The organism is Rhodopseudomonas palustris, assembly GCF_013415845.1.
Classification (GTDB): Bacteria; Pseudomonadota; Alphaproteobacteria; order Rhizobiales; family Xanthobacteraceae; genus Rhodopseudomonas; species Rhodopseudomonas palustris_F.
Genome location: NZ_CP058907.1, coordinates 2,928,303 through 2,953,845 on the forward strand (window position 1 = coordinate 2,928,303; position 25,543 = coordinate 2,953,845).

At 65.0% G+C, this 25,543-nt stretch carries 30 protein-coding genes; 22 read left to right on the forward strand and 8 right to left on the reverse strand.

The features are described from left to right. Positions 1-29: 29 nt before the first annotated feature. Entirely contained in the window at positions 30-1,199 is a 1,170-nt protein-coding gene (locus HZF03_RS13300; RefSeq protein ID WP_179906328.1) for an IS481-like element ISRpa3 family transposase, read from the forward strand. A gap of 58 nt (positions 1,200-1,257) precedes the next feature. Here HZF03_RS13300 and rimO read toward each other — a convergent pair whose 3' ends face one another. After that, positions 1,258-2,583 carry a 30S ribosomal protein S12 methylthiotransferase RimO gene (rimO, locus tag HZF03_RS13305; RefSeq protein WP_119017703.1) on the reverse strand — a complete coding sequence of 442 codons (1,326 nt, stop codon included), beginning with the start codon at positions 2,581-2,583 and terminating at the stop codon, positions 1,258-1,260. A gap of 230 nt (positions 2,584-2,813) precedes the next feature. Between rimO and HZF03_RS13310 the strand changes: the two genes are divergently transcribed. Continuing rightward, entirely contained in the window at positions 2,814-2,966 is a 153-nt protein-coding gene (locus HZF03_RS13310; RefSeq protein WP_179906164.1) for a hypothetical protein, read from the forward strand. A gap of 13 nt (positions 2,967-2,979) precedes the next feature. On the opposite strand, the gene HZF03_RS13315 is transcribed toward HZF03_RS13310, so the two are convergent. Next, a complete protein-coding gene (locus HZF03_RS13315) occupies positions 2,980-3,894 on the reverse strand; it encodes a LysR substrate-binding domain-containing protein (RefSeq protein WP_107344608.1) in 915 nt (304 codons plus the stop codon). A 101-nt stretch (positions 3,895-3,995) separates the two neighbouring features. Between HZF03_RS13315 and HZF03_RS13320 the strand changes: the two genes are divergently transcribed. From HZF03_RS13320 to HZF03_RS13335, 4 genes are read left to right on the forward strand one after another with little or no spacing between them, the layout of a single operon-like run. Next, the gene (locus HZF03_RS13320) at positions 3,996-4,952 is read left to right on the forward strand and encodes an ABC transporter substrate-binding protein (protein WP_011158227.1); all 957 of its coding nucleotides are present in this window, start codon (positions 3,996-3,998) and stop codon (positions 4,950-4,952) included. A 7-nt stretch (positions 4,953-4,959) separates the two neighbouring features. Then, a complete protein-coding gene (locus HZF03_RS13325) occupies positions 4,960-5,844 on the forward strand; it encodes an ABC transporter permease (protein ID WP_119017704.1) in 885 nt (294 codons plus the stop codon). Continuing rightward, positions 5,837-6,655 (forward strand): ABC transporter ATP-binding protein, encoded by an 819-nt coding sequence (locus tag HZF03_RS13330; protein ID WP_104511762.1) that lies wholly within the window; start codon positions 5,837-5,839, stop codon positions 6,653-6,655. Before HZF03_RS13325 ends, HZF03_RS13330 begins: the two co-directional genes overlap by 8 nt. Position 6,656: 1 nt before the next feature. Then, on the forward strand, positions 6,657-7,508 hold the full coding sequence (locus HZF03_RS13335) for an alpha/beta hydrolase (RefSeq protein ID WP_119017705.1): 852 nt from the start codon (positions 6,657-6,659) through the stop codon (positions 7,506-7,508). Between the two features lie 15 nt (positions 7,509-7,523). On the opposite strand, the gene HZF03_RS13340 is transcribed toward HZF03_RS13335, so the two are convergent. From HZF03_RS13340 to pxpB, 3 genes are read right to left on the reverse strand one after another with little or no spacing between them, the layout of a single operon-like run. Further along, the gene (locus HZF03_RS13340; RefSeq protein WP_012496113.1) at positions 7,524-8,288 is read right to left on the reverse strand and encodes a LamB/YcsF family protein; all 765 of its coding nucleotides are present in this window, start codon (positions 8,286-8,288) and stop codon (positions 7,524-7,526) included. A gap of 27 nt (positions 8,289-8,315) precedes the next feature. Next, positions 8,316-9,326, reverse strand: a complete 1,011-nt coding sequence (locus HZF03_RS13345; protein ID WP_119017706.1) for a 5-oxoprolinase subunit C family protein — start codon at positions 9,324-9,326, stop codon at positions 8,316-8,318. Beyond that, positions 9,323-10,051, reverse strand: coding sequence for a 5-oxoprolinase subunit PxpB (gene pxpB / locus HZF03_RS13350; protein ID WP_011158233.1), 729 nt, complete (start codon positions 10,049-10,051; stop codon positions 9,323-9,325). The genes HZF03_RS13345 and pxpB overlap by 4 nt, the downstream gene beginning before the upstream one ends. A gap of 220 nt (positions 10,052-10,271) precedes the next feature. On the opposite strand from pxpB, the gene HZF03_RS13355 reads away from it, so the two are divergent. The 6 genes from HZF03_RS13355 to HZF03_RS13380 all read left to right on the forward strand — a co-directional run bounded on the left by HZF03_RS13355 (position 10,272) and on the right by HZF03_RS13380 (position 14,029). Further along, the gene (locus HZF03_RS13355) at positions 10,272-10,985 is read left to right on the forward strand and encodes a ribonuclease activity regulator RraA (RefSeq protein ID WP_119017707.1); all 714 of its coding nucleotides are present in this window, start codon (positions 10,272-10,274) and stop codon (positions 10,983-10,985) included. 12 nt (positions 10,986-10,997) lie between these two features. Continuing rightward, positions 10,998-11,405, forward strand: a complete 408-nt coding sequence (locus tag HZF03_RS13360) for a (R)-mandelonitrile lyase (protein WP_011158235.1) — start codon at positions 10,998-11,000, stop codon at positions 11,403-11,405. A 131-nt stretch (positions 11,406-11,536) separates the two neighbouring features. Beyond that, a complete protein-coding gene (gene dapA, locus HZF03_RS13365; protein WP_119017731.1) occupies positions 11,537-12,427 on the forward strand; it encodes a 4-hydroxy-tetrahydrodipicolinate synthase in 891 nt (296 codons plus the stop codon). Positions 12,428-12,437: 10 nt separating this feature from the next. After that, a complete protein-coding gene (gene mscL, locus HZF03_RS13370; protein WP_119017708.1) occupies positions 12,438-12,917 on the forward strand; it encodes a large conductance mechanosensitive channel protein MscL in 480 nt (159 codons plus the stop codon). Between the two features lie 37 nt (positions 12,918-12,954). Next, positions 12,955-13,428 (forward strand): SsrA-binding protein SmpB, encoded by a 474-nt coding sequence (gene smpB / locus HZF03_RS13375; protein ID WP_011158238.1) that lies wholly within the window; start codon positions 12,955-12,957, stop codon positions 13,426-13,428. A gap of 22 nt (positions 13,429-13,450) precedes the next feature. Then, positions 13,451-14,029 (forward strand): peroxiredoxin, encoded by a 579-nt coding sequence (locus HZF03_RS13380; RefSeq protein ID WP_119017709.1) that lies wholly within the window; start codon positions 13,451-13,453, stop codon positions 14,027-14,029. Positions 14,030-14,140: 111 nt separating this feature from the next. Here HZF03_RS13380 and HZF03_RS13385 read toward each other — a convergent pair whose 3' ends face one another. Then, positions 14,141-14,815, reverse strand: coding sequence for a uracil-DNA glycosylase (locus tag HZF03_RS13385; RefSeq protein WP_119017710.1), 675 nt, complete (start codon positions 14,813-14,815; stop codon positions 14,141-14,143). Between the two features lie 5 nt (positions 14,816-14,820). Continuing rightward, complete coding sequence (locus HZF03_RS13390; RefSeq protein WP_011158241.1) at positions 14,821-15,471, reverse strand: LabA-like NYN domain-containing protein; 651 nt, start codon at positions 15,469-15,471, stop codon at positions 14,821-14,823. A 346-nt stretch (positions 15,472-15,817) separates the two neighbouring features. Here HZF03_RS13390 and rpoZ point away from each other — a divergent pair, with 346 nt between their 5' ends. From rpoZ to recO, 9 genes are all read left to right on the forward strand, one after another. Further along, complete coding sequence (rpoZ, locus tag HZF03_RS13395) at positions 15,818-16,210, forward strand: DNA-directed RNA polymerase subunit omega (protein ID WP_011158242.1); 393 nt, start codon at positions 15,818-15,820, stop codon at positions 16,208-16,210. A gap of 265 nt (positions 16,211-16,475) precedes the next feature. Continuing rightward, positions 16,476-18,758 carry a RelA/SpoT family protein gene (locus tag HZF03_RS13400; protein ID WP_011158243.1) on the forward strand — a complete coding sequence of 761 codons (2,283 nt, stop codon included), beginning with the start codon at positions 16,476-16,478 and terminating at the stop codon, positions 18,756-18,758. A gap of 149 nt (positions 18,759-18,907) precedes the next feature. Continuing rightward, a complete protein-coding gene (locus HZF03_RS13405; RefSeq protein WP_119017711.1) occupies positions 18,908-19,672 on the forward strand; it encodes a pyridoxine 5'-phosphate synthase in 765 nt (254 codons plus the stop codon). Then, entirely contained in the window at positions 19,669-20,109 is a 441-nt protein-coding gene (gene acpS / locus HZF03_RS13410; protein ID WP_119017712.1) for a holo-ACP synthase, read from the forward strand. The genes HZF03_RS13405 and acpS overlap by 4 nt, the downstream gene beginning before the upstream one ends. Positions 20,110-20,350: 241 nt before the next feature. Further along, a complete protein-coding gene (lepB, locus tag HZF03_RS13415; RefSeq protein WP_011158246.1) occupies positions 20,351-21,109 on the forward strand; it encodes a signal peptidase I in 759 nt (252 codons plus the stop codon). Then, positions 21,106-21,924 (forward strand): ribonuclease III, encoded by an 819-nt coding sequence (gene rnc, locus HZF03_RS13420; protein WP_011158247.1) that lies wholly within the window; start codon positions 21,106-21,108, stop codon positions 21,922-21,924. Before lepB ends, rnc begins: the two co-directional genes overlap by 4 nt. Next, complete coding sequence (gene era / locus HZF03_RS13425) at positions 21,917-22,840, forward strand: GTPase Era (protein ID WP_012496121.1); 924 nt, start codon at positions 21,917-21,919, stop codon at positions 22,838-22,840. The genes rnc and era overlap by 8 nt, the downstream gene beginning before the upstream one ends. Next, positions 22,837-23,238: a hypothetical protein gene (locus tag HZF03_RS13430; RefSeq protein WP_011158249.1), complete on the forward strand. Its 402-nt coding sequence runs from the start codon at positions 22,837-22,839 to the stop codon at positions 23,236-23,238. Before era ends, HZF03_RS13430 begins: the two co-directional genes overlap by 4 nt. Positions 23,239-23,280: 42 nt before the next feature. After that, positions 23,281-24,033, forward strand: a complete 753-nt coding sequence (gene recO, locus HZF03_RS13435) for a DNA repair protein RecO (protein WP_012496123.1) — start codon at positions 23,281-23,283, stop codon at positions 24,031-24,033. Positions 24,034-24,072: 39 nt separating this feature from the next. On the opposite strand, the gene HZF03_RS13440 is transcribed toward recO, so the two are convergent. Then, positions 24,073-24,942, reverse strand: a complete 870-nt coding sequence (locus HZF03_RS13440) for an SDR family oxidoreductase (RefSeq protein ID WP_119017713.1) — start codon at positions 24,940-24,942, stop codon at positions 24,073-24,075. An 82-nt stretch (positions 24,943-25,024) separates the two neighbouring features. Here HZF03_RS13440 and HZF03_RS13445 point away from each other — a divergent pair, with 82 nt between their 5' ends. Further along, on the forward strand, positions 25,025-25,537 hold the full coding sequence (locus HZF03_RS13445; RefSeq protein WP_119017714.1) for a winged helix-turn-helix transcriptional regulator: 513 nt from the start codon (positions 25,025-25,027) through the stop codon (positions 25,535-25,537). The last annotated feature ends 6 nt before the right edge of the window (positions 25,538-25,543 follow it).

Here is a 25,543-nt window from a genome sequence, read left to right on the forward strand (position 1 = left end):
GCTGGATTTGGCGGTTGGAGGCCAAGTCCATGCCCTGGCGTGAGGTGTCGGCAGTGGATCAGAGACGAGAGTTCGTCCGGCTTGCGATGCAGGAGGGAGCGAACCGGCGGGAGTTGTGCCGGCGGTTCGGCATTCATTGGACGACCGGCTACAAATGGTTGGAGCGATGCGCGGCCGGAGGTGATGTCGTCGACCTATCGCGGCGGCCGCACGAAAGCCCGCGGCAAACCTCGGCGGCGTGCGAGGCACAGGTGCTGGCGGTTCGCGATGCGCATCCGGCGTGGGGGGCGCGCAAGATCGCTAGCTCGATGAAGCGGTCCGGACACAGCGCTCCGGCGGTGTCGACGATCCACGAGATCCTGCGCCGGCACGGCCGGATCAAGCCTGCCGCCGGCGGTCCACCGGCGACGCTGCGGTTCGAGATGCCGGCGCCGAACATGCTTTGGCAGATGGACTTCAAAGGCTGGGTTCGGCTCGGCAACGACGTCCGCTGCCATCCGCTGACCGTGGTGGACGATCACTCACGCTACGATCTGTGCCTCCAGGCTTGCGCCGATCAGCGCGGCGAAACCGTGCAGGACAGGCTGCAAACGACGTTCCGGCACTACGGCTTGCCCGACACGATCTTCGTCGACAACGGCTCGCCGTGGTCGGATAGTTCCGGCGAGCGCTGGACGTGGTTTTCGGTGTGGCTGCTCAAGCTCGGCATCAGCGTGATCCGCAGCCGTCCCTATCACCCGCAGAGCCGCGGCAAGAACGAGCGTTTTCATCGCACGCTGGACGACGAGGTGTTTGCGCTGCGGCCCTTGCGCGACCTCGCCGAGGCGCAACGTGCCTTCGACTCCTGGCGCGAGGTGTACAACTTCGAGCGCCCTCACGAGTCGCTAGGCCAGCTGGTGCCTGCTGATCGCTACCAGCCGAGCCGGCGTTCTCTGCCGGACCGCCTGCCGGCTCCAGAATACGATGAGCGCGACATCGTCCGCTCCGTCCCGAAAACCAAGGCCTATGTCAGCTTCAAAGGTCGTTTGTGGAAGGTGCCGCAAGCCTTCGCCGGAGAGCGCTTGGCCATCAGGCCGCTCTCCACCGACGGCAAATACGGCGTGTTCTTCGCCGCCCACCAAGTCGCCACCATCGACTTGACGGGCGGAAAAGGTGTCGGTCATGTCTCCGAACACGTGTCGACTATGTCTCCGGGCTGAACAACAAGCCGGGCGATGACGTGATTAGATGTCGAGGAGCCGTGCGTTAGCGGCGAGTTCAGAACCCCGCCACGGTCCCGTGGAGGTCGTACGCGTCGGCGCGGTCGATCTTGGCGGTGACGATTTCGCCGACGCGCAGCGGGCGGCGGCTCGACAGATAGACGGCGCCGTCGATCTCCGGCGCGTCGGCCTTGGAGCGGCCTTTGGCAACGGTCGGGCCGATCTCGTCGATGATCACCTGCTGACGGGTGCCGACCTTGCGCTTCAGCCGGCGGGCAGAGATCGCCTGCTGCCGCGCCATCAGCCTGTTCCAGCGCTCCTGCTTGACCTCGTCCGCAATCTGATCGGGCAGGGCGTTGGACGGTGCGCCGGCGACCGGCTCGTATTTGAACGCGCCGAGACGATCGATTTCTGCTTCGTCGAGCCATTCGAGCAGGAATTCGAAATCGCGCTCGGTCTCGCCGGGGAAGCCCACAATGAAGGTCGAGCGCAGCGCCAGATCCGGGCACTGCTCGCGCCAGCGCTTGATCCGGTCGAGCGTCTTGTCCTGAGCGGCCGGGCGCTTCATCAGCTTCAGCACGTCGGGGCTGGCGTGCTGGAACGGGATGTCGAGATAAGGCAGCACCTTGCCGTCCGCCATCAAGCCGATCACCTCGTCGACATGCGGATACGGATAGACGTAGTGCAGCCGCACCCAGGCGCCGAGCTCACCGAGCTCGCTGGCCAGATCGAGGAATTTGGCGCGGACGGCACGGTCCTTCCACGGGCTCTCTGCGTACTTCACATCGACGCCGTAGGCCGAGGTGTCCTGCGAGATCACCAGCAGCTCCTTGACGCCGGCGGCGACCAGCTTCTCGGCCTCGCGCAGCACGTCGCCGGCCGGGCGTGATACCAGATCGCCGCGCAGCTTCGGGATGATGCAGAAGCTGCAGCGGTTGTTGCAGCCCTCTGAGATCTTCAAATACGCATAGTGCCGCGGCGTCAGCCGCACGCCCTGCGGCGGGACCAGATCGAGATGCGGGTTGTGCAGCGCCGGCCGGGCGCGATGCACCGCCTCGAGCACGCTCTCATATTGCTGCGGGCCGGTGATCGACAGCACGCCGGGATAGGCGGCCTCGATCTGCTCAGGCTCGGCGCCCATACAGCCGGTGACGATCACCTTGCCGTTGGTCGCCATCGCTTCGCCGATCGCCGCCAGCGATTCCTGCTTGGCACTGTCCAGGAAGCCGCAGGTGTTGACGATGACGAGGTCCGCGCCGTCGTGCTTGCGCGCCAGCTCGTAGCCCTCGGCGCGCAACCGGGTGATGATGCGCTCGGAATCGACCAGGGCCTTGGGGCATCCCAGCGAAACAAAACTGATCTTGGGCGCGGTGGCCTGCTGCATGGTCGAACTGCCTGGATTGGGGTGGGAGAGGAGCTAAACCGGATCGGCCGCGCTGACAAGGCGGCTAGGAATCCGGCCGGGCGAGAAGAATGCTCTTCGGCGGGGTTCCGGGGGAGGCGAATTTTTCCGGTTCCGGGACCCACGCAGCGGGCTCGTTGTTATTTCCCCGGCTGTCTTGCGGAGGGAGACGGCCAGGCTTTTCTTGTTCGGCGCAACCAGGAGACGGACCGGTGGGACAACAACCTCATTTGCACTCCGCGACAGCTCAGCGGCTTCGGTCGTGGTCGTCGTTCGCCATCGATATTCACGTCCTGATGCTCGGCGCAGCGTTCGGTCTGATCGGAGCGATCGTGATTGCTGCCCCGCATCTGCGGCTGCCCTGATCGTTTGAGCCTGCTACTCGTGCGATCCGCTGCCAGCCTGGGTTCGCACGAAACGCGCCGCTGGAGCGAGCGCTGAATTCGCGAAGTGCCGGACGATCACGCTGGCGAGGGCCTCTGCTGCGGGATTGGAGCTACGGGCCGAGCGGTACAACACCAGGTCGACCTTGGGCAATGCAGGGAAGGTGTCACCGCGTCCGAGCATGCGCATCCCCGGCAACACCGAGCTTTTGCCGACGACGCTGACCGCGATCCCTGAGAACACCGCCGCCTGAATGCCGCTGATGCTCTCGCTGATGCAGCTCAGCCGCCAGATCCGGCCGATGCTCTCGAGTGCCGCGAGACCGAAATCGCGGAAGATGTTGCCGGGCGGCAGCATCGCCAGCGGCACGGGGTTTTCGAGGTGCACTGAGCTTCGCTCTGAGGCGACCCACACCAGCTCTTCCTGCGCCACCAACTCCCCGACCTTGAACGCGGGCATGCCTGTGACGATCGCCAGATCGATCTCCGCACGTTCGACCGACGCCATCAACTTGCTCGACAGCGCGCATTTCAGCTCGACATCGACATTGGGGTAAGCGCTGCGGAAGTCCGCCAGGATGCCGGGCAGCAGATAGGCGGCGTAGAGATCGGGCATCCCGAGCACGACCACGCCGTCGAGCTTCGGTGCGGCGAGGCGGGCGCGTAGTTCGTCCTGCAGGCCCATGATGGTACGCGCATAGCCGAGTACGAGCTCACCATGATTAGTCAGCACCAGCTTGCGGCCGACCTTGGTGAACAGCGGTGCCCCGGTTGCTTCCTCGAGCCGGTTGAGCTGCAGGCTGACGGCCGGCTGGGTCCGGCCCAGCCGCCGCGACGTTTCGGAGAAGCTGCCGGTCTGAACCAGCACGATGAAGGTCTGCAGCAGGCGGAGGTCGAGTGGGGCGAGCATCGTTCTATTAAGCCAGCTTATAAAACCGATATAAACAATAAATTTCTGATGTTGTTGCGTCGCACCTACAGTGGCTTGCCGGGATCAGCAGCGAGGAAGCCATGCACAACAGCACCAGACGCCACTTCATCCGCCTTGCGGTGACCGCGACAGCACTTGCCGCCACCAGCCTGACAGCGCTTGCGGAGGATCGCGTCATCAAGGTCGGGACCTTGAAGCTGATCCACGGCATCACGCCGTACTTCTACGAGAAATTCGTGCCTGCGGGCGTCAAGGTGGTGGTGGTGCCGTTCGAGAGCCCGACCGATGGCAAGAACGCCGTGGTCACCGGCTCAGTCGATTTCGGCATCTTCGGCCTTGCGGCCGCGACCCTCGGCGGTGCCAACGGCGAACCCGTGGTGGTGGTCGGCGCGGCTTGCAATCGCGGCATGGCCGTGGTGGCCGGCAAAGACTCCGGCATCGCCAGCATCAAGGACCTGAAGGGCAAGAAGGTCGCGATCTGGCCGGGCTCCACCCAGGAGGTCGTCATCCTCGACCGGCTGGCCGCTGAGGGCATGTCGATCAAGGATATTCAGGCGGTCCGCGTCTCGTTCAGCGACATGGCCCCGGCGTTGGCGCGCGGCGACATCGACGCCTATGTGGGCGCCGAGCCGGCGGCGGGTATCAGCCTCGCCAGCGGCGTCGGCAAGATCGTCGAATATCCGTATTCGACGCCGACCGGTTCGCTGAACATGGTGCTGAGCACCCGGCGCGAGCTGATCGAGAAAGATCCCGAACTGATCCGCACGCTGCTGAAGGTGCATCGCAAGGCCAGCGAATTTGCGATGAGCAACCGCGATGCCTTCGTCGAGATGGCAATGCAGAAGCTCGGCCAGCAGAAGGCATCGATCGAGCAGGCGGCGCCGAACGTCGAGCTGACCTGGAACATCGACGATCAGTTTCTGAAGCAGGCGCAGTATTACGGCGCCCAGATGCTCGACAAGAAGCAGATCCGGCAATTGCCGGACTACAAGACTTTCATCGATCCAAGCTTCATCAAGGCGATCTCGGCGTCGTGAGCGGTCGATGAGCTTGGAAAGTACAGTCTCCCCATCCGCCATGAGTGGCCCCGCAATCACCAAGGCTGCCGCGACCGTACGCGGCAGCACCAGACAGTTCGCCAAACTCACAGCCAGGCTCCGTACTGCCGCCCTCGCGCTCATCGTGCCGCTCGGTCTGCTGCTGGTATGGGACCTGATGGTGCGTTGGACTGGCACGCGGCTGGTTCCGCCGCCATCCGGCGTCGCCACGATGATGTGGGATTTCGCCTTCGGCGGAATCTATGACGACGCCTATAGCGGTAGCTTGCCGATCCATTTCTGGAAGTCGGTGCAGCGGGTGTATGGCGGCTTTTTCCTGGCGGCGCTGCTCGGCATTCCGCTCGGGCTGATGATCGGGCGGATTCCGCTGCTGCGCGCGCTGCTCGATCCGACGCTCGCGCTGCTGCGGCCGATCCCGGTCACCGCCTGGCTGCCGCTGTCGATGATTTTCTTCGGCCTTGGGCCGAAGTCGGCGGTGTTCCTGGTGTTTCTCGGCGCGTTCTATCCGATCCTTCTCAACACGGTGTTCGGGGTGAAATCGGTCGATGTCCGGCTGTTCGAGGCGGCCGGGATGCTCGGCTGCAGCGGTCCGCAACTGTTCAGATCCGTGGTGCTGCCGGCGGCGCTGCCGAGCATCTTCAACGGCCTGCGGCTCGGCGCGTCATTCGCCTGGATCTTGATCGTGGTTGGCGAGATGACCGGCGTGCCCGAAGGTCTCGGCGCGGTGATCATGGACGGACGCACGCTGTCGCGCACCGACCTCGTCATCACCGGAATGATCATCATCGGCATCACCGGATTCCTGTCGGATCGTATCCTGGTGTCCCTCAGCAACTACTTCCTGCGCTGGAGCCCGCAGCATCATGCTTGATCAAACGACCAATCGCGACGCGCCGCCGGTGATCCTGGAGGTGAGCGGGCTCAACAAGATCTATCAGGCGTCCAATGGCCCTGTCGAAGCGCTGCGCAGCGTCGATCTGACGGTGCGCAAGGGCGAGTTCATCTGCCTGCTCGGCGCCTCCGGCTGCGGCAAGTCGACTTTGCTGCGGATCATCGCGGGCTTCGAGCAGGCCACGCAGGGCTCTGTGGGCGTGTACGGCTGCGAGGTGAGGGGACCAGGTCCCGACCGCGGCATGGTGTTTCAGGACTACGCGCTGTTTCCCTGGCTGACCGTGCGGCAGAACATCGGCTTCGGCCCAAGCCATCGCCGCGTCGCGCCGCAGGAAGTCGACAAGCTTACCGATCGGTTCATGGCGATGGTCGGGCTGACGGCGTTCGCGGACCGCTACCCGCACCAGCTCTCCGGCGGCATGAAACAGCGCGTGGCGATCGCCCGCGTGCTCGCCAACGATGCCGACATCTTGTTGATGGACGAGCCGTTCGGCGCGCTCGACGCGCTGACCCGCGCCGCGCTGCAGGAAGAGCTGATCGACATCTGGCGCACCACCAAACTGACCGTGATCTTCGTCACCCATTCGGTCGAGGAAGCGGTGCTGCTGGCCGATCGCGTCGTGGTGATGAGTTCGTCGCCGGGCCGGATCGATCAAGACGTCGAGATCGAGCTGCCTCGGCCGCGCGACGTGGCGTCGGTCGAGTTCAACAGGCTTCGGCGCAGCATCACGCAGCAACTCACCAGCCATGTCGGCGCAGGCCGCAAGGTTGCAGCGACGGCGGATTCCTGAAGTGGACCTGTCAGCCCCTGAAGCCTCGCGAGCGATCTATCGCGGGATGGATCGCGCGGCCCTCGATGCCGCCTACAACAACAGCGCGGCTGTGGTCGACAGTCCGCAATGGCTGGAGCGCTGGCGCGAGCGCAGCGCCATTCGACGCTCTGGTCCGGGCGTGCGGCTCGATATCCCGTATGCGGAGCGCGAGCGAACTTCGCTCGACTATTTTGCCTCGGGCGAAACGGGCGCGCCGCTGCTGGTGTTTCTGCACGGCGGCTATTGGCAGCGCAATTCGAAGGAGATGTTCTCCTTTGTTGCCGATGGCCCCAACGCGCACGGCATCGATGTCGCCGTGGTCGGTTACACGCTGGCCCCCGCGGCGCGGCTGTCGGACATCGTCGCCGAGGTCGATCTGGCCCTCGACGTACTGGCTGCCGACACCGAGCGCTTCGGCTTCGATCGGCGCAGGCTGGTGGTCAGCGGCTGGTCCGCGGGCGGGCATCTGGCGTCGGTGGCGAGCGCGCATTCCGCAGTCCGAGGCGCGGTGTGCATCAGCGGCATCTTCGATCTCGAGCCGATTGCGATCTGCTATCTCGACGACGCGCTACGCCTGGATCGGCAAGAGATCGAGATCCTGAGCCCGATCCGCCGCACCCGTCTTGGCACGGCGCCGCAATCGCTGATGGTTGGCGGCGACGAGTTGCCCGAACTGCAGCGCCAATCGCTGGACTATTCCAACGTCGCTGCGCGGGCAGGATTGCCCATCACTCTGAGCATCCTGCCGCGGCATCACCACTTCTCCATCCTGGATGAATGGAGGGCGGACGGCGCGCTGACCGCGGAGTTGTTGGTGCTGGCCGGGGCGTAGCGCCGGCCGCAGGCGTCAGGTCCCAGCAAAAGGCGCGACGGTGATGCCGCTGGCTTCCAGCTTGCGGCGGACGCCGCGCGCGATCTCGACCGCGCCTTTGGTGTCGCCGTGGATGCACACCGTGTCGGTGCGCATCTTGATCACCTTGCCGGTCACCGAGACGACGGCGCCGTCCTGCGCCATCCGCAACACGCGTTCGGCAATTTCATTGGGGTCGTGCAGCACCGCGCCGGGCTTCTTGCGCGATACCAGATTGCCGTCGTCCTCATAGGCGCGATCGGCAAACACCTCGTGCGCGAGCGGCAGGCCGGCGGCTTCGCCCGCCAGCATCAGCTTGGAGTTCGCCAGCACGACGAACACCAGCGATGGATCGACCGCCTTGATCGCCGAGGCGATCGCACGTGCGGTCATGTCGTCTTCGCAGGCGACGTTGGACAGCGCGCCGTGTGCCTTGACGTGGGTGACCTTGTGGCCGGCGAGGGCCGCGACCGCCTGCAGCGCACCGATCTGATAGGCGACGAGGTTTTCGATCTCGGCTGAAGTGATCCCCGGCACCGGGCGGCGGCCAAAGCCATGCAGGTCGCGGAAGCCCGGATGCGCACCGATCGCGACGCCGTTCTGCTTCGCCAGCTTCACGGTCGCATGCATGATGTCCGGATCGCCGGCGTGGAAGCCGCAGGCGATGTTGACGCTGGTGGCGATCTGCATCATCGCCGCATCGTCACCCATCTGCCAGACACCAAAGCCTTCGCCCAGGTCGCAATTCAGATCGATCTTCATGTCGATTGGTCCCGTCGTCGGATTCGATTACTCCGCCGCCAGCGCGTCGATTGCCGTGCCGGCAACGTTGGCGGAGAGCAGCGCGTCGAGGTCGATGATTGCGTGCTGCGCATCGCGCAGCAGGTCAGGCAGCGAGCGGATCAGCTTGGCCATCGTGCGATAAGCGTCCTGAGCCTCTTCGACGCTCACCGCCTGAAAGCGGAACGGCCGGCCGGGCTGACGCTGCGCCAGTCGGCCGAGATCGGCCGAGATCACCGTGGCGATCTTCGGATAGCCGCCGCTGGTGCCGCGATCCGGCATCAACACGATCGGCTGGCCCGACCCCGGCACCTGAATGCTGCCGTCGACGGTGCCGTCCGAGACGATGTTGTGGCCGTGGAGATGCGAGATCTGCGGACCGTCGAGACGATAGCCCATGCGGTCGCTGGTCGCCGAGATCGTCCATTCACCGGTCAGAAAGGTTTCGACCGCGGCACCGAACTCATCGTCCTGCGGACCAAGCACGACGCGGATCGGCGTATCCTGTTGCTCAGGCAGATCGAGGCGTCGTTCGACCGACGGCGCTGCAGACTTGACGGCGATCGCATCGCCGGCCTGCAGCGGCCGCGGGTAGGGACTGCCGAGACCGGCGCGCGCGTTGACCGCAAGACTGCCGAACATCGGCTCGCCGCCGACGCCGCCTTCAATTCCCAGATAGCTGAATACGCCGCCGCGCGCGACGCCGAGGGTGAGGATTTGGCCCTCAGCGAGCGTGAAAGACTCGTTGAATGCGAGTGGCTGTCCATCCAGCGCAGCGGGCCGTTCAGCACCTGTCAGCGCCAGCCGCACCACGCCGTCGCGTACACTCAGTTTCGCGCCGAGCGGACCGAGTTCGATCGCCGCCGCGAACGCGCTGTTGCCGACCAGCACATTGGCGGCGGCAAGTGACAGCCGGTCCATCGCGCCGCTCGGCGGGAGGCCGTAACGCTGTGCGCCGTGGCGCCCGGCGTCCTGCACGGAGGTGGCCGGTCCGACGGCGTCGATTACAAGCTTCGTCATGCGCTCAGCAGTTCCGCGACGACTTCACCATGAGACGCCGCATCGTCTCGTTCGGCGAATTCCTTGGCATCGATCTGCGCGAAGCTGATTGCGTCGCCGGGTTCGAGCAGAAAGATCGGCTCGCGATGCAACTGATAAGTCCGCACCGGCGTGCGGCCGAGCAGGTGCCATCCGCTCGGTCCGGCCAGACATTGGATGCCGGTCTGAATGCCGCCGACCGAAATCGTCCCGGCCGGGGTGTGCAGTCGCGGCGCTTGCCGTCGTGGCATCGCCAAGGCCGGATCGAGGCCGGAAAGATATGACCAGCCCGGTGTGAAGCCGATCATGGCGACGCGATAATCGCCAGCGGCGTGGCGCGCGACCAGCGCGTCCGGCGTGATGTTCAACGCCTGCGCGGCGTCTTCCAGATCGATGCCGTGCTCGCCGCCATAACACACCGGAATCCGCCAGCGCCGTTTGGCGACAGTTTCGCTTTCGTCGGATGTATGTGCGAGCGCTGTGAGCTGATCGGACAGCGCGCCAAAGCCGATCGTCTCCGGATCGTAATGCACTAGAAGCGAACGATAGGTCGGCACGGTTTCGAGGATACCGGCGATCGGGGCTTGCTTCAGCTTGCGATCGAGCGCCAGCACGCGGCGATTGGATTCATCGCTGATATCTCGGCCGAACTCGACGGTGATCGCTGTGTCACCGCTCGGCAGCATCCTGGGAGGTGGGGTGGTCATGCGGCAACGATCTCACAAAGCTACCGGCAGCGATAGCGCCTTTTCCGAGCGGCTGAAAAGCACTTCGCAACTAACGCGAGGCCGATAAGTCGGTGCTCCTAGGAGTGATAAAATGCGATGATCGACATGCGCTGGGATGAGCTGCTGATCGCAGGGTTGCGTCTTGACGCGGCAGGCGCGGCCCGCAAGATGCGCCCACACTCACTGGAGCTCTCTCTTCATGTCACTGCCCCCGGAAGCCATCGACATCCTGTCGCGCGTTTCGACCGCGACCATCACCACGGTGCTGCTGAAGAAGGGGCTCCGCAACGTCTGGATTCGCGGCGCGCGGCCGCTGCGGCCGGGTGCGACGCGGTTGGTCGGCGAGGCGTTCACGCTGCGCTTCGTGCCGGCGCGCGAGGATCTGGCAACGCCCGAGTCCTGGGCCTCGCCGATCTCGACTCGTGCGGCAATCGAGGCGATGCCGGAAGGCTGCATCGCCGTGGTCGACGCGATGGGGATCAAGGACGCCGGCATTTTCGGCGACATCCTGTGCGCCCGCATGGTCAAGCGCGGCATCACGGCGCTGATCACCGACGGCGTCGTCCGCGACCTGGAGGGTGTGCTCGGCACCGGCCTGCCAGTGTGGTGTGACGGCGCGGCTGCGCCGCCTTCGGTGGCCGGCCTGACCTTCGTCGGCTGGGACCAGCCGATCGGCTGCGGCGGCGTCGCGGTGTTCCCGAGGGACATCATCGTCGCCGACCAGGACGGCGCGGTGCTGATCCCGCAGGCGCTGCTCGACCATGTGCTTGCCGAGGGGCCGGAGCAGGAGCGGATGGAAGGCTGGATCGTCGAGGAGGTCAACAACGGCGCCGTGCTGCCCGGCCTGTATCCGATGAACGCCGAAACCAAGGCACGCTACGCCGCGTTCAAGGAGAAGGCCGACAAAACCTAAGGAGCGTTGTCGATGGACATCTTCGCGGCTGGGTCGCGCCCGACCCAGCGGGCGCCCAAGGACTATTTCACTGGCACGGTGTGGCAGGACCCGATCGTCGCCGCACCGGCGCCGGCGAGGCTGGCGGCCACACGGGTGGCGTTCGAGCCGGGCGCGCGCACCGCGTGGCACACCCATCCGCTCGGTCAGACGCTGTATGTCGTGACCGGAGTGGGGCGGATCCAGACCGAAGGCGGCCCGGTGCGGGAGATCCGCGCCGGCGACGTGGTCTGGATTCCGCCGGGCGAGAAACACTGGCACGGTGCCTCGCCGAGCAACGGCATGACCCATATTGCGATGCAGGAGGCGCTGGACGGGAGTTTCGCCACCTGGATGGAGCAGGTCTCCGACGACGATTACGCCGTCGCGCCGTCCGCCTGAGATCCGCGGCCGCAGCGGATCAGAATCCTCAAAACCGCCGGTTTCTCCGCCGATGGGACCCTTTCCCGTCGGGTGGGGACTCGGTATGAAGGGCGCTTCGTTGCAAGGTCGCGGGCGTTGAGGAGAACATGATGGCAGCCAAGACGAAATTTCGGGGGTCGTTTACCGCCTTGGTCACGCCGTTCAAAAATGGCGCCCTCGACGAACAGGCGTTTCGCAGCCTGGTGAACTGGCAGATCGAGCAGGGCACCCACGGTCTGGTGCCGGTCGGAACCACCGGCGAGAGCCCGACGCTGAGCCACGAGGAACACCACAAAGTGGTGGAGTGGTGCATCGCGGAGGCCAAGGGCCGCGTGCCGGTGATCGCCGGCGCTGGTTCCAACTCGACCCGCGAAGCCGTCGAACTCGCACGCCACGCCGAGAAGGCGGGCGCCGATGCGGTGCTGGTGGTGACGCCGTACTACAACAAGCCGACCCAGGAAGGCATGTATCAGCACTTCAAGGCGGTGAACGACGCGATCGGGATTCCGATCATCATCTACAACATTCCGCCGCGCTCGGTCGTCGACATGTCGGTCGACACCATGAGCCGGCTGTACGAGCTCGACAACATCGTCGGCGTGAAGGACGCGACCGCCAATCTCGGCCGGGTGTCGCAGCAGCGCCACGCGATGGGCCCGGACTTCATCCAGCTCTCCGGCGAGGACATGACCGCGCTGGCCTATATGGCGGCCGGCGGTCATGGTTGCATCTCCGTGGTGTCGAACATCGCGCCGAAGCTGTGTTCGGATCTGATGGGCGCGGTGTTCGCGGGCGATTATCCTGGCGCGCTGAAGATCCAGGACCGCTTGGTGCCGCTGCACGACGCGGTGTTCAAGGAGCCGGGCGTCGCCGGTGCCAAGCATGGCCTGACGCTGCTCGGCCGTATTCAGGAAGAGGTCCGGCTGCCGCTGATGACGGTGACCGAACCGATCGGCAAGGCGATCCGTGCGGCGATGGTGCACGCAGGAGTGATCAACTGACAGGGAGCGCATGAACAGCACCGATTCCGTCCGTCACTTCGAGCAGAAGGGCTCGAAGCTTCTCAAGGAATTTCGCGACTTCGCGATGAAGGGCAATGTCGTCGACCTCGCGGTCGGCGTCATCATCGGTGCAGCGTTCGGTGGGATCGTGACCTCGCTGGTCGGCGACGTCATCATGCCGATCATCAGCGCGATCACCGGCGGGCTGGATTTCTCCAACTACTTCACAGCGCTGTCGAAGTCGGTCACGGCCAATACGCTGGCGGAGGCGAAGAAACAGGGTGCGGTGCTCGCCTGGGGCAATTTCCTCACGGTGACGCTGAACTTCCTGATCATCGCGGCGGTGCTGTTCGCGGTGATCCGGTCGCTGAACAAGCTGAAGCAGCAGGCGCAAGAAACCAAGTCGCCGCCGCCGACCCCGACCCGGCAGGAAGAGCTCCTGACCGAGATCAGGGATTTGTTGAAAAAGGGCGCCGGCCCGTCGCCATAGGCGGCGACGAGCACCGCGCCGACAGGAATCGCCACCAATGGCCGAGAAGAACGAACGCGCGATCAAGGTGGTCGCGGAGAATCGCAAGGCGCGGTTCAACTACGCGATCGACGACACTATCGAGGTCGGCATTGCGCTGACCGGCACCGAGGTCAAGTCGATCCGCAACGGCAAGACCACGATCGCGGAGTCCTACGCGGACGCCCGCGGCAGCGAGATCTGGCTGATCAACGCCAATATTCCGGAATATCTGCAGGCCAACCGCTTCAACCACGAGCCGAAGCGGCCGCGTAAGCTGCTGCTGCATCGCAAGCAGATCAACAAGCTGATCGGTGCGGTCGAGCGCGAAGGCATGACGCTGATTCCGCTGAAGCTGTATTTCAACGAGCGCGGCCGCGCCAAGCTGCAGCTCGCCCTCGCCAAGGGCAAGAAGCTGCACGACAAGCGCGAGACCGAAAAGAAGCGCGATTGGAGCCGCGAGAAGGGCCGTCTGCTGCGTTCACGCGGCTGAGCGGCGCGGAGGGAAGGCGCCCATGACGAAGCAGCCGGATCTTCTCAAGGTCGATTGGAGCGCGATTCCTGCGCCTGACGATGATGGCGCTGCCGCGCATCTGCCGGGCTCGGCGGTTCCTCCGGTGGTGCTGCCGGCGACCGATGGAAGCTCGGTGACGCTGTCGTCGCTGCCGGGGCGGACCGTGCTGTTCATCTATCCGCGGACGGGCGTGCCCGGTCAGATCAGTCTGGTCGACGACTGGGACATGATCCCGGGCGCACGCGGCTGCACGCCGCAGACCTGTTCGTTCCGCGATCTGTTCACTGATCTGAAAACCGCAGGCGCGGACGCGGTGTTCGGTCTGTCGACGCAATCGACCGCCTATCAATCCGAGATGGCGACCCGGCTGCATCTGCCGTTCCCGGTGCTGTCCGACGAGAGCCTCGAACTGACGCGCGCACTCAACCTGCCGACGATGCAGGTCGCCAGCATGACGCTGCTCAAGCGCATGGCGCTGATCATCGACGACGGCCGCATCAGCCACGTGTTCTATCCGGTCTTCCCGCCGGATCGGAACGCCGGCGACGTGCTGGAATGGCTCAAGGCCAATTCGCGCTGACCAGATTCATCTTGTCATGGCGAGGAGCGTCGCGACGGAGCAATCCATGCTTGACGTATGGCCTGGATTGCTTCGCTTCGTTCGCAATGACGAGGTCTCAGCCGTTACAGCTTAAGTATCGAGGTCAGTCCGCACCCGCGCAAACACGTCGCGGAACATCTTCGGCGTCAGCACGCCGGTGTTCGTGTTGTAGCGCGAGCAGTGGTAGCTGTCGTAGAGGCGCAGCCGGCCGGCCTCGTGCACGGCGCCATGGCCGAACGGGGCCTGGGCGGCGCGGAGGCCGAGCGCCTTCAGCGTGGAATCGTGAGCGATCCGCCCGAGCAGGACGATCGCACGCAGCTTCGGCATCGCCTCGATCGTGGCGATCAGAAAGCGGCGGCAGGTGTTGATTTCGAGCGGCAATGGCTTGTTCTGCGGCGGCACGCAACGCACCGCGTTGCTGATCCGGCAGCCGATCAGTTGCAGCCCGTCGTCGGGCCTTGCCTGATAGTGGCCTTGGGCGAAGCCGTAGTCGATCAGCGTGGCGTAGAGCAGGTCGCCGGCGTAGTCGCCGGTGAACGGCCTGCCGGTGCGGTTGGCGCCTTGCAGGCCCGGCGCAAGGCCGACAATCAGCAGCGAGGCGTCGGCGCCGCCGAAGGAGGGGACGGGCGCGTTGAACCAGCCCGGTTCGCGCGCGCGGGCCTCGCTGCGGAATTCAACGAGTCGTGGGCAGAACGGGCAGTCGCGGTCAGGGTCGGTGAGGGAGGTCGGGACGCGGGGCCCGGAGCCCCGCGTCAACGTCGGCATGGACCTTAGTCTTCGAAGTCGTCAGCCCCGGCGCGCGACGCCAAGGCAGTGGGCCGCTGCAGGAACTGCGGCGCGTGGTGACGCGGTTCGCGGGGCTCGCGCGGTTCCCGCGGCGGCGGGCGGTCGGCGGGATCCCGTCCGATCTTCGATTGCAGCTCCACCAGATCGGTAAAGATGTCGGCCTGCCGACGGAGTTCGTCGGCGATCATCGGCGGCTGGCTGGAGATCGTCGAAATCACGGTGACGCGAACGCCGCGGCGCTGCACGGCTTCGACCAGCGAGCGGAAGTCGCCGTCGCCCGAGAACAGCACCATCTGGTCGATGTGCTCGGCCAGTTCCATGGCATCGACCGCGAGCTCGATGTCCATGTTGCCCTTGACCTTGCGGCGGCCGGAGGCGTCGATGAATTCCTTGGTCGCCTTGGTGACGACGGTGTAGCCGTTGTAGTCCAGCCAGTCGATCAGCGGGCGGATCGACGAGTATTCCTGATCTTCGATGATCGCGGTGTAGTAGAAGGCGCGGACCAAATTGCCGCGGCTTTGAAATTCCTTCAGCAGCCGCTTGTAGTCGATGTCGAAGCCGAGAGTCTTTGCGGTTGCGTAAAGGTTGGCACCGTCGATAAACAGCGCAATTTTGTTACTGGAGGAAGTGGACATCAAGATCTCTCATGTGTCTGTTGTCAGCTTCTTGGCGCAGCGGAAATAGCTGCGCAGCTCAAGTCATTTTTTGCACGAATAGCCGTCGCGCTGGGCAACCGGCACAAACTTCAACCGCACGAAGCATCAGCCGGTATTCTATACTTTTCTTTCTGAAAAGAAGCCTTTTGTTGTCGGACTCGTGTTCGTCCGAGTTGGCCGTTGGATGGCCGTCCCGGAATGCCGGGTGCATTATCAGAGTGGGGCTGATCGGCCAAATGACAAATTGCTGCTTGCGAAAGCCGCCCACGCGCTATAGGTAGCGGTCTAACCCCGATTTTGGTCCTATTGAACGGAGCGACTGGCCATGGCGCGCGTCACCGTGGAAGATTGCATTGACAAGGTCGACAACCGGTTCGACCTCGTCCTGTTGGCCGCTCATCGCGCCCGCATGATCTCGTCCGGCTCGCCGCTCACGATCGATCGCGACAACGACAAGAATCCCGTTGTTTCGCTTCGCGAAATTGCGGATCAGACGATTTCGCCGGAAGACCTCAAGGAAGAACTGGTGCACTCGCTGCAGAAGTTCGTCGAGGTCGATGAGCCGGAACCGGATACCGTTCCGCTGATTGGTTCGGCCGGCGCCAGCGTCGACGCGGACGATACCGAAGTGGCGATGGAGCGGATGACCGAGGAAGAGCTGCTCAAGGGTCTGGAGGGCTTGGCGCCCCCGGAGGAGCAGCCCGAGGAAGACGAATAAGCCCGTTCGCGGCTTTGCACGTTTCCGTGATGCTCTGCAAAACGGCTCGGATCGCTTCCGGGCCGTTTTTTGTTTTCGGAAGGGATTCGATCGTGCACGGAACGGTGTCCGGCGCATTGCTGCCTTGACCTAAACTCTGCCGAAATCGCGGTTTTTTCTGGCCGTTCTGGTTCCTTTCATGGCACAAGATCAGAGGGCTAGCGGGCGCAATTAAAGCTCCGATGGCGGAGCCATCGCCTCGCTGCAATGCAATAAAGGTTGTGGAATGGCGTCAGGACGCCAGGGTTCGAAGCAGATGGAGCAGGCCGGCGGCGCAGCTGCCGTGGCCGAGCCGACTGCTGTCGCCAAACCCCGATCCCGTGCCCGGATGATGCGGCAATACGATCTGGTCGAACGGGTCCGGTCGTACAATCCCAATACCGACGAGGATCTCCTTAACCGGGCGTACGTCTACGCCATGATGGCGCACGGGGAGCAAACCCGCGCCTCGGGCGACCCGTACTTCTCGCACCCGCTCGAAGTCGCCGCGATCCTGACCAACCTCAAGCTCGACGACGCCACCATCGTCGCCGCGCTGTTGCACGATACCATCGAGGACACCGAGGCGACCCGGACCGAGATCGACACCATGTTCGGTCCGGAGATCGGCGCCTTGGTCGAGGGACTGACCAAGCTGAAGCGTCTTGAGCTGGTGTCGCGTGAGGCCAAGCAGGCTGAAAATCTGCGCAAGCTGCTGCTGGCGATCGCCGACGACGTGCGCGTGCTGCTGATCAAGCTGGCCGACCGCCTGCACAACATGCGCACGCTGGAGTTCGTGCCGCCTGCCTCGCGTCAGCGCATCGCCGAGGAAACGCTCGACATCTACGCGCCGCTCGCAGGCCGCATGGGCATGCAGGAGATGCGCGAGGAGCTCGAGGATCTGTCGTTCCGCAGCCTCGATCCGGAAGCCTTCACTGTCGTGATGCAGCGGCTAGATGCGCTGGCCGAACGCAACCGCAATCTCATCGGCGAGATCGAAAGTCAGCTCTCCGCCAATCTCGCCCGCCATGGCATCACCGCCGAGGTGACCGGGCGTCGGAAGCGGCCGTTTTCGATCTGGACCAAGATGGAGCGTAAGTCGGTCGGCTTCGAGCAGCTCTCCGACATCTACGGCTTCCGCGTCGTCCTCGATAACGTCGAGGCCTGCTATCGCGCGCTCGGCGTCGTGCACACGACCTGGCCGATGGTGCCGGGCCGGTTCAAGGACTACATCTCGACGCCGAAGCAGAATGACTATCGTTCGCTGCACACCACAGTGATCGGTCCGGGCCAACAGCGCGTCGAGCTGCAGTTCCGCACCCGCGAGATGAATCAGATCGCGGAATACGGCATCGCCGCGCACGCGTTCTACAAGGACGGCGTCGGTTCGCCGACCGAGCTGCTCAACCGCGAATCCAATGCGTTCGCCTGGCTCCGTCACACCATCGAGATGCTGTCGGAGAGCTCGAACCCCGAGGAATTCCTCGAGCACACCAAGCTCGAACTGTTCCACGACCAGGTGTTCTGCTTCACCCCGAAGGGCAAGCTGATCGCGCTGCCGCGCAAAGCCAATGTCGTCGACTTCGCCTATGCGGTGCACACCGACGTCGGCAACAGTGCGGTCGGTTGCAAGATCAACGGCAAGTTCGCGCCGCTGTCGTCCGAGCTGCAGAACGGCGATGAAGTCGAAGTGCTGACTTCGCCGGTGCAGTCGGCGCCGCCGGCGGCATGGGAATCGCTCGCCGTCACCGGCAAGGCACGGGCGGCGATCCGCCGTGCGACGCGCGTGGCGATGCGCGATCAGTATGCCGGCCTCGGCCGCCGCATCGTCGAGCGCCTGTTTGCGCGGGCCAAGATCGAATATGCCGACGACAAGCTGAAAGGCGCGCTGCCACGGCTGGCGCGAGCGTCGGTCGAAGACGTGATGGCGTCGGTCGGCCGGGGTGAGATGAAGGCGTCCGACGTCGCCCGGGCGATGTACCCGGACTACAAGGAAGAGCGCATCGCGCGGTTCGGCGGCAAGAAGGATGTGCCGGACAAGGTGATTGGCAAGGCTCCCGAGACCGGCAAGGTCAGCTCGGTGATTCCGATCGGCGGCCTGCACTCGGGATTGCCGGTGAAGTTCGCGCCGAACGGCGGCGCTGTGCCGGGCGACCGCATCGTCGGCATCGTCACGCCGGGCGAGGGGATCACCATCTATCCGATCCAGTCGCCGGACCTGAAGGAGTTCGAGGAAGAGCCGGAGCGCTGGCTCGACGTGAAGTGGGACATCGACGAGACCACGCCGCAGCGCTTCCCGGCGCGGTTGTTCGTGCAGAATGTCAACGAGCCTGGCAGCCTGGCGCAGATCGCCGGCGTCATCGCCGAACACGACGGCAACATCGACAACATCAACATGAGCCGGCGGTCCCCCGACTTCACCGAGCTCACCATCGATCTCGAGGTCTATGACCTCAAGCACCTCAGCGCGATCATCGCCCAGTTGCGCGCCAAGGACGTCGTCGCTCACGTCGAGCGGGTCAACGGCTGAGGCCAGAGGTCGCACGAGGCAGTTAGTATGTTCGTCATTGCGAGCAAAGCACAGCAATCCAGGACAACGATCACTGAACTGGATTGCTTCGTCGCTTCGCTCCTCGCAATGACGAGTGGTGTCCACTCCAAGTCTTTCGGTTCTCGATAATGTCCAAAGCTCCTCCGCTTCGTCTCGGGGTCAACATCGATCACATTGCCACACTGCGGAACGCGCGCGGCGGACGTCATCCTGATCCGTTGCGGGCCGCGTTTGCGGCCATCGAAGCGGGCGCCGACGGCATCACCGCGCATCTGCGCGAAGATCGTCGCCACATCCGCGACGCCGACATGCAGCGGCTGAAGGCGGAGATTTCCAAGCCTCTGAACTTCGAAATGGCGGCGACCGACGACATGATCAGGATCGCCCTCGGCGTGAAGCCGCATGCGGTGTGTCTCGTTCCGGAGCGGCGCGAAGAACTGACCACCGAAGGCGGCCTCGACGTCGTCGGCCAGCAAGCCTCGCTGGGACCGGCGATCGCGCGGTTCAACGATGCCGGCATCCGCACCTCGCTGTTTATCGCGGCCGATCCGGCGCAGATCGAGATGGCGGCCAAGCTGAAGGCCCCGGCGATTGAGATCCACACCGGCGCCTGGTGCGACGCGATCACCGATGGTGATGCGGCCAAGGCCAATACCGAATGGCAGCGGATTTTCGCCGGCGCCGCGCTGGCGCGATCGGCCGGGCTCGAAGTCCATGCCGGTCATGGTCTCGACTATGCCACCGCCGAGACGATCTCGGAGCTGCCGCAGATCGTCGAACTGAATATCGGCTTCTACATGATCGGAGAGGCGCTGTTCGTTGGCCTCGGCGAGACCGTGCGTGCGATGCGGGCGGCCATCGACCGCGGCCGTGCAAAAGCGATCGCCGCATGATCATCGGTATCGGCTCCGATCTGATCGACATCACCCGGATCGCCAAGGTGATCGAACGCCACGGCGAACGGTTCCTGGATAGGGTGTTCACCGAGGCGGAGCGGGCGAAGGCCGAACGGCGGGCCAAGAAGTCGGAACTGGTCGCCGCCACCTACGCCAAGCGGTTCGCCGCCAAGGAGGCCTGCTCCAAGGCGCTCGGTACCGGTATTCGGCAAGGGGTGTGGTGGCGCGACATGGGGGTGGTCAATCTCCCGGGCGGCCGGCCGACCATGGTGCTGACCGGGGGAGCCAAGACCCGGCTCGACGCGCTGACGCCTCCGGGCATGACGGCGCGGATCGACCTGTCGATCACGGATGAATGGCCACTCGCCCAGGCTTTCGTGGTGATCTCGGCGATCCCGACGGCTGCCGAGCAGGCCGGCGCCACTTCCTCGTGAGACGGAAAAGCGGCTGATTCGTCATAGCATTAGCCTGCGATACCGCGACGCTTGATTGCACCGGTCGCGACAACAGTCTAAAACCGCGCGGAATCCCCAGCGGGGTCGAGTCCTCGGCGAACGAGCGCCGGTCGTGGCGGTGTCCGTCGCTGCGGCCTACGTCTCGCCCATCACCTGGACCCGCTCCACACCAGTCCAGTCGTCCACCGCGCGGTTCCCCGCGACGGGAATCGGGAAAGCGATGAGCGTGACATCCGGAACCAAATCTGAGAGCGGCGTCGGCGAAACGATCCGCGTCGTCATTCACGCCCTCATCATCGCGCTGATCATCCGTACCTTCCTGTTCCAGCCTTTCAACATTCCGTCGGGCTCGATGAAGGCGACGCTGCTGGTCGGCGACTATCTGTTCGTCTCCAAATACAGCTACGGCTACAGCCACTATTCGATTCCGCTGTCGCCGCCGCTGTTCTCGGGGCGGATCTTCGGCTCCGATCCGAACCGCGGCGACGTCGTGGTGTTCCGCCTGCCGAAGGACGACTCCACCGACTACATCAAGCGCGTGATCGGCCTGCCGGGCGACCGCATCCAGATGCGCGAGGGCCTGCTGTACATCAACGACAAGCCGGTCGACCGCGAGCGGCTGTCGGACTACGTCGGCGAAGATCCGTGCGGCTCGGAAGCGACCGCGCGTGTCAAGCGCTGGAAGGAAACGCTGCCGAACGGCGTGTCCTATGAGACGCTGGATTGCGTCGACAACGGCTTCTACGACAACACCAACGTCTACACCGTCCCGCCCGGCCACTTCTTCATGATGGGCGACAACCGCGACAACTCCACCGACAGCCGCGTGCTGTCCGCCGTCGGCTACGTGCCTTACGAGAACATCATCGGCCGGGCCCAGATGATCTTCTTCTCGATCGCCGAGGGCGAGCACGCCTGGCAGATCTGGCGCTGGCCGACCGCGGTTCGCTGGGGCCGCATCTTCTCCATCGTGCGATGACCGATGATGTGACCAACGTCGAGCAACCCTCGACGGCAAGTGAACAGCAACCGCAGGACGTTCCGGCGGCGGAGCCTTCGGCTGCGAAGAAGCGCCGCGCCAACAAGGCGAAGTCCAAGGCGACGGCGGCCGCGATCGAGCAGCGGCTCGGCCACAGTTTCGCCGATCCGTCGCTGCTGACGACCGCGTTCACGCACGTGTCGGCGCTGAAGTCCGCGCGCCGCACCGACAGCTACCAGCGCCTCGAATTCCTCGGCGACCACGTGCTCGGCCTGATCGTCTCCGACATGCTGTACCGCGCGTTTCCGGACGCCGACGAAGGCGAGCTATCGAAGCGGCTCGCCGATCTGGTGCGCAAGGAAACCTGCGCCGACGTGGCCCGCAGTCTCGATCTGGTCGAGGGCATCAAGCTCGGCACGGTCGGCGCCGGTGCCGGTGCGAAACTCCGCAAGTCGGTGCTGGGCGACATCTGCGAGGCGGTGATCGGCGCGATCTATCTCGACGGCGGCTATGAGGCGGCGTCCGATTTCGTTCGGCGTAACTGGACCGAGCGGATGCGCAAGCCGGCGCGGTCGCTGCGCGATCCCAAGACGGTGTTGCAGGAGTGGGCGCAGGCCCGTGGCCTGCCGACGCCGGTGTATCGCGAGGTCGAGCGGACAGGTCCGCATCACGATCCCCAATTCCGTGTCGCCGTCATTCTGCCCGGCCTCGAGCCGGCCGAGGGGCTCGGCGGCAGCAAGCGCGCGGCCGAGAAGGTCGCGGCGTCGGCGATGCTGGCGCGTGAAGGCGTCGGCACAGGCGGCAATGATGGCTGAACATGAAGACGCGGCGACCGCCGCGACCCGCTGCGGTTTCGTTGCGCTGATCGGCGCGCCGAACGTCGGCAAATCCACACTCGTCAACGCGCTGGTCGGCTCCAAGGTGACGATCGTGTCGCGCAAGGTGCAGACCACGCGCGCGCTGATCCGCGGCATCGTGATCGAAAGCGGCTCGCAGATCATCCTGGTCGACACCCCCGGCATCTTCGCGCCGAAGCGGCGGCTCGACCGCGCGATGGTGAAGACCGCATGGAGCGGCGCGCACGATGCCGACATCGTCTGCGTGCTGCTCGACGCTCGTGCCGGCATCAACGAGCAGGCCGAAGATATCCTGGCCAATCTCGCCAATGTCGATCGGCCGAAGCTGCTGGTGCTCAACAAGATCGACCTGATCGCCCGCGAAAAGCTGCTGGCGCTCGCCCAGGCTGCCAATCAGCGGCTGGCGTTCGATCAGACCTTCATGGTCTCGGCGCTGACCGGCGACGGCGTCGACGACCTGCGCAAAGCTCTTGCCGCTCAGGTGCCGCCGGGGCCGTTCCACTATCCCGAAGACCAGATGTCGGATGCGCCGCTGCGCCATCTCGCAGCCGAGATCACCCGCGAGAAGATCTTCCGGCAACTGCATCAGGAACTGCCGTATCAGTCGACGGTCGAGACCGACACCTGGACCGAGCGCAAGGACGGTTCGGTGAAGATCGAGCAGACGATTTTCGTCGAACGCGAGAGCCAGCGCAAAATCGTGCTCGGCAAAGGCGGCGCGACCATCAAGGCGATCGGCGCCGAGGCGCGCAAGGAGATCGGCGAGATCCTTGAGCAGCCGGTACACCTGTTCCTGTTCGTCAAGGTGCGCGAGGATTGGGGCAACGATCCGGATCGCTATCGCGAAATGGGCCTGGAGTTTCCCAAGGAATGACCACCAGCACGACCACCAGCCTGCCGCGCAACGTGTACTGGTTTGAAGTGCTGCTGCTCACCTCGTTGATGCTCGACTGCATCTCGGTGGCGTTCCAGGACCGCACCGTGATCGAGCCGAACATGTCGGCCGGCGTCATCGCTGCCGCCAACACCATGGCGGCCGCCTTGATCGTGCTGCTGACCTATCTGGTCTGGCTTGCCGCCCACGCCCGCAAGAACTGGGCGAGGGCGGTGCTGACCGCCTCGCTGGTGTTCTCGGTGGTGTCGCTGGCCCAGATCGTCGGCGATAGTGGCATCGAATCCGGACTGTGGATCGATATCGCGTCCTGCATTCTGACCGCGGCAGGGCTGTATCTGTCCTACACCGGCGACGCCCGCGGCTGGTTCACCGCTTAGAGCCGGCAGGCGCGACTGCGCGAAATCCGGTAGGCTCGTCCGATGGAATGGAGCGACGAGGGCATCATTCTCGGGGTGCGGCGGCATGGCGAGTCCGCCGCGATCGTCGAGCTTCTGACCCGCGGCCATGGCCGGCATCTCGGCATGGTGCGCGGCGGGGCGTCGGCGCGGATGCGGCCGCTGCTGCAACCCGGCAACAGCGTGCTGGCATCGTGGCGGGCAAGGCTCGACGAGCATCTCGGCTACTATCAGCTCGAGGCAACCAAGATGCGCGCCGCGACGCTGCTCGGGTCGTCTCATGCGGTGTACGGCGTCACCCATCTGGCATCGCTGGCGCGGCTGCTGCCGGAGCGCGATCCGCACGAAGAGATTTATCAGCGGTTGGTGCTGACCCTCGACGATTTCGACGACTTCGGGGTCGCTGCCGCGCATCTGATCCGGTTCGAGCTGGCGATCCTGGCCGAGCTCGGCTTTGGGCTCGACCTGTCGGCCTGTGCGGCGACCGGCAGCACCACCGAACTGATCTACGTCTCGCCAAAGTCCGGCAGCGCGGTGTCGCGCAGCGCCGGCGAGCCGTGGCGCGACCGCCTGCTGCGCCTGCCGGCTTTCCTGCGTGACGACGAGGCTGAGAGCGGGAATGGCTGGTCCGGGCAAGACCTGTTCGACGGCTTCGAGCTGACCGGCCGTTTCCTGCTGCGCAATGTGTTGGAGCCGCGCGGGCAGAGCCACTCCGACGCCCGCGCGGGCTTCATCAATGCGATCACCCGCGCGCTGCAGCGGCCGGCGGAGTCCTAGCCGGCCACCTCACGCGCGCGGGATGTCGCAATCGTCTCCTCAGGCTTTCAGCGCTGCCGAGATCGTTGTTGCGATCGGCGTGGTCGGATGCCCGATCAACTGGCTCAAGGTTTGGCTGTCGTCGAACAGCGCGCCCTTGGCGGCGCCGGCGTCGGAGTCGGCCAGCAGCGCGGCGAACGGCTTGGGCAGGCCGGCGGCGACCAGGGCAGCCTCGTACTCGGCCTGCGGCAGATCGCGATACGCGACCGCTTTGCCGGACTGCTGCGACAGTTTGGCAGCGAACTCCGCAAGCGTGTAAGCGGCGTCTCCTGCGAGCTCGTAGATCCGGCCGGCCTGCGGCTGCTCGGCGGTGAGTACACGGACCGCGGCCTCGGCATAGTCAGCGCGCGCTGCGGAGGCGATCCGGCCATTGCCGGCGCTGCCGAGCAGGGCACCGTGCGCCAGTGCGGCCGGAATCGAAGTGGTGTAGTTCTCGCTGTACCAGCCGTTGCGGAGCAGGGCGTGCGGCACGCCGGACGCCTTGAGTGCGGCTTCGGTCTGGCGATGTTCTTCTGCAAGCCCGAGCGGCGAGATGTCGGCGTGCAGCAGGCTGGTGTAGGCGAGCAGCGATACCCCGGCCGCGCGCGCAGCTTCGATGGCGTTGCGGTGCTGGACGGCGCGCTGGCCGATCTCGCTGGACGAGATCAGAAGGGCACGCTCCACGCCTGCGAACGCGGGCCCGAGCGTCTCGGGATTGCTGTAGTCGCCGATATGGACGTGAAGGCCTTTGGCGGCAAACTCGGCGGCGACTTTCTCGCTGCGGACCAGCACGCCGATCTGCGCGGGCGGCAGCGACTTGAGCAAGCCGTCGACAACGAGGCGGCCGAGCTGGCCGCTGGCACCGGTGATGAGGAAACGCGAGGCGGACATCGGAAAGCTCCTGGGTGGTCATGATTTGAGGGTAGGTCTATATTGGAGACCTTCTGTCCGGCCCGTAAGGAGGCAGTTTTCCGTGACAAGGTCACCTGGAGAGAACCTGTCGGTCGCGGAGCATCGCGCGACGTTGACCGACCGCTACGCCGCCTGGCGGGAGCAGGGCTTCGACGCCACCCGCTGCCCAGTACGCAACGTGCTCGACCATCTCGGCAGCAAATGGAGCACGCTGCTGTTGATCGCGTTGGCTGAAAAGCCAATGAGATTCAACGCGCTGCTGCGGGATGTTCCAGACATTTCGAAGCGGATGCTGACGCAGACGCTGCGTGACCTGGAGCGCGACGGGCTGGTCGCGCGGCAGGTGTTTCCGACCAAACCGCCCAGCGTCGAATACCGCCTGTCGGCGTCCGGCGAGTCCGTGCTCGCACCGCTGACGGCGTTGGTCGCCTGGGCCGAGCAGCACTTTCCCGAAATCGAACGCGCCCGGGCCCGGTTCGACTCGGCGGCGCGGGACGGCGAGCCCCAGGTTCCAGGCGATTCCGCAAGGCCGGAAAGCCCGCTGGCGCTTGCTCCGCTTCCGGTCAGGGGATAACCCGAC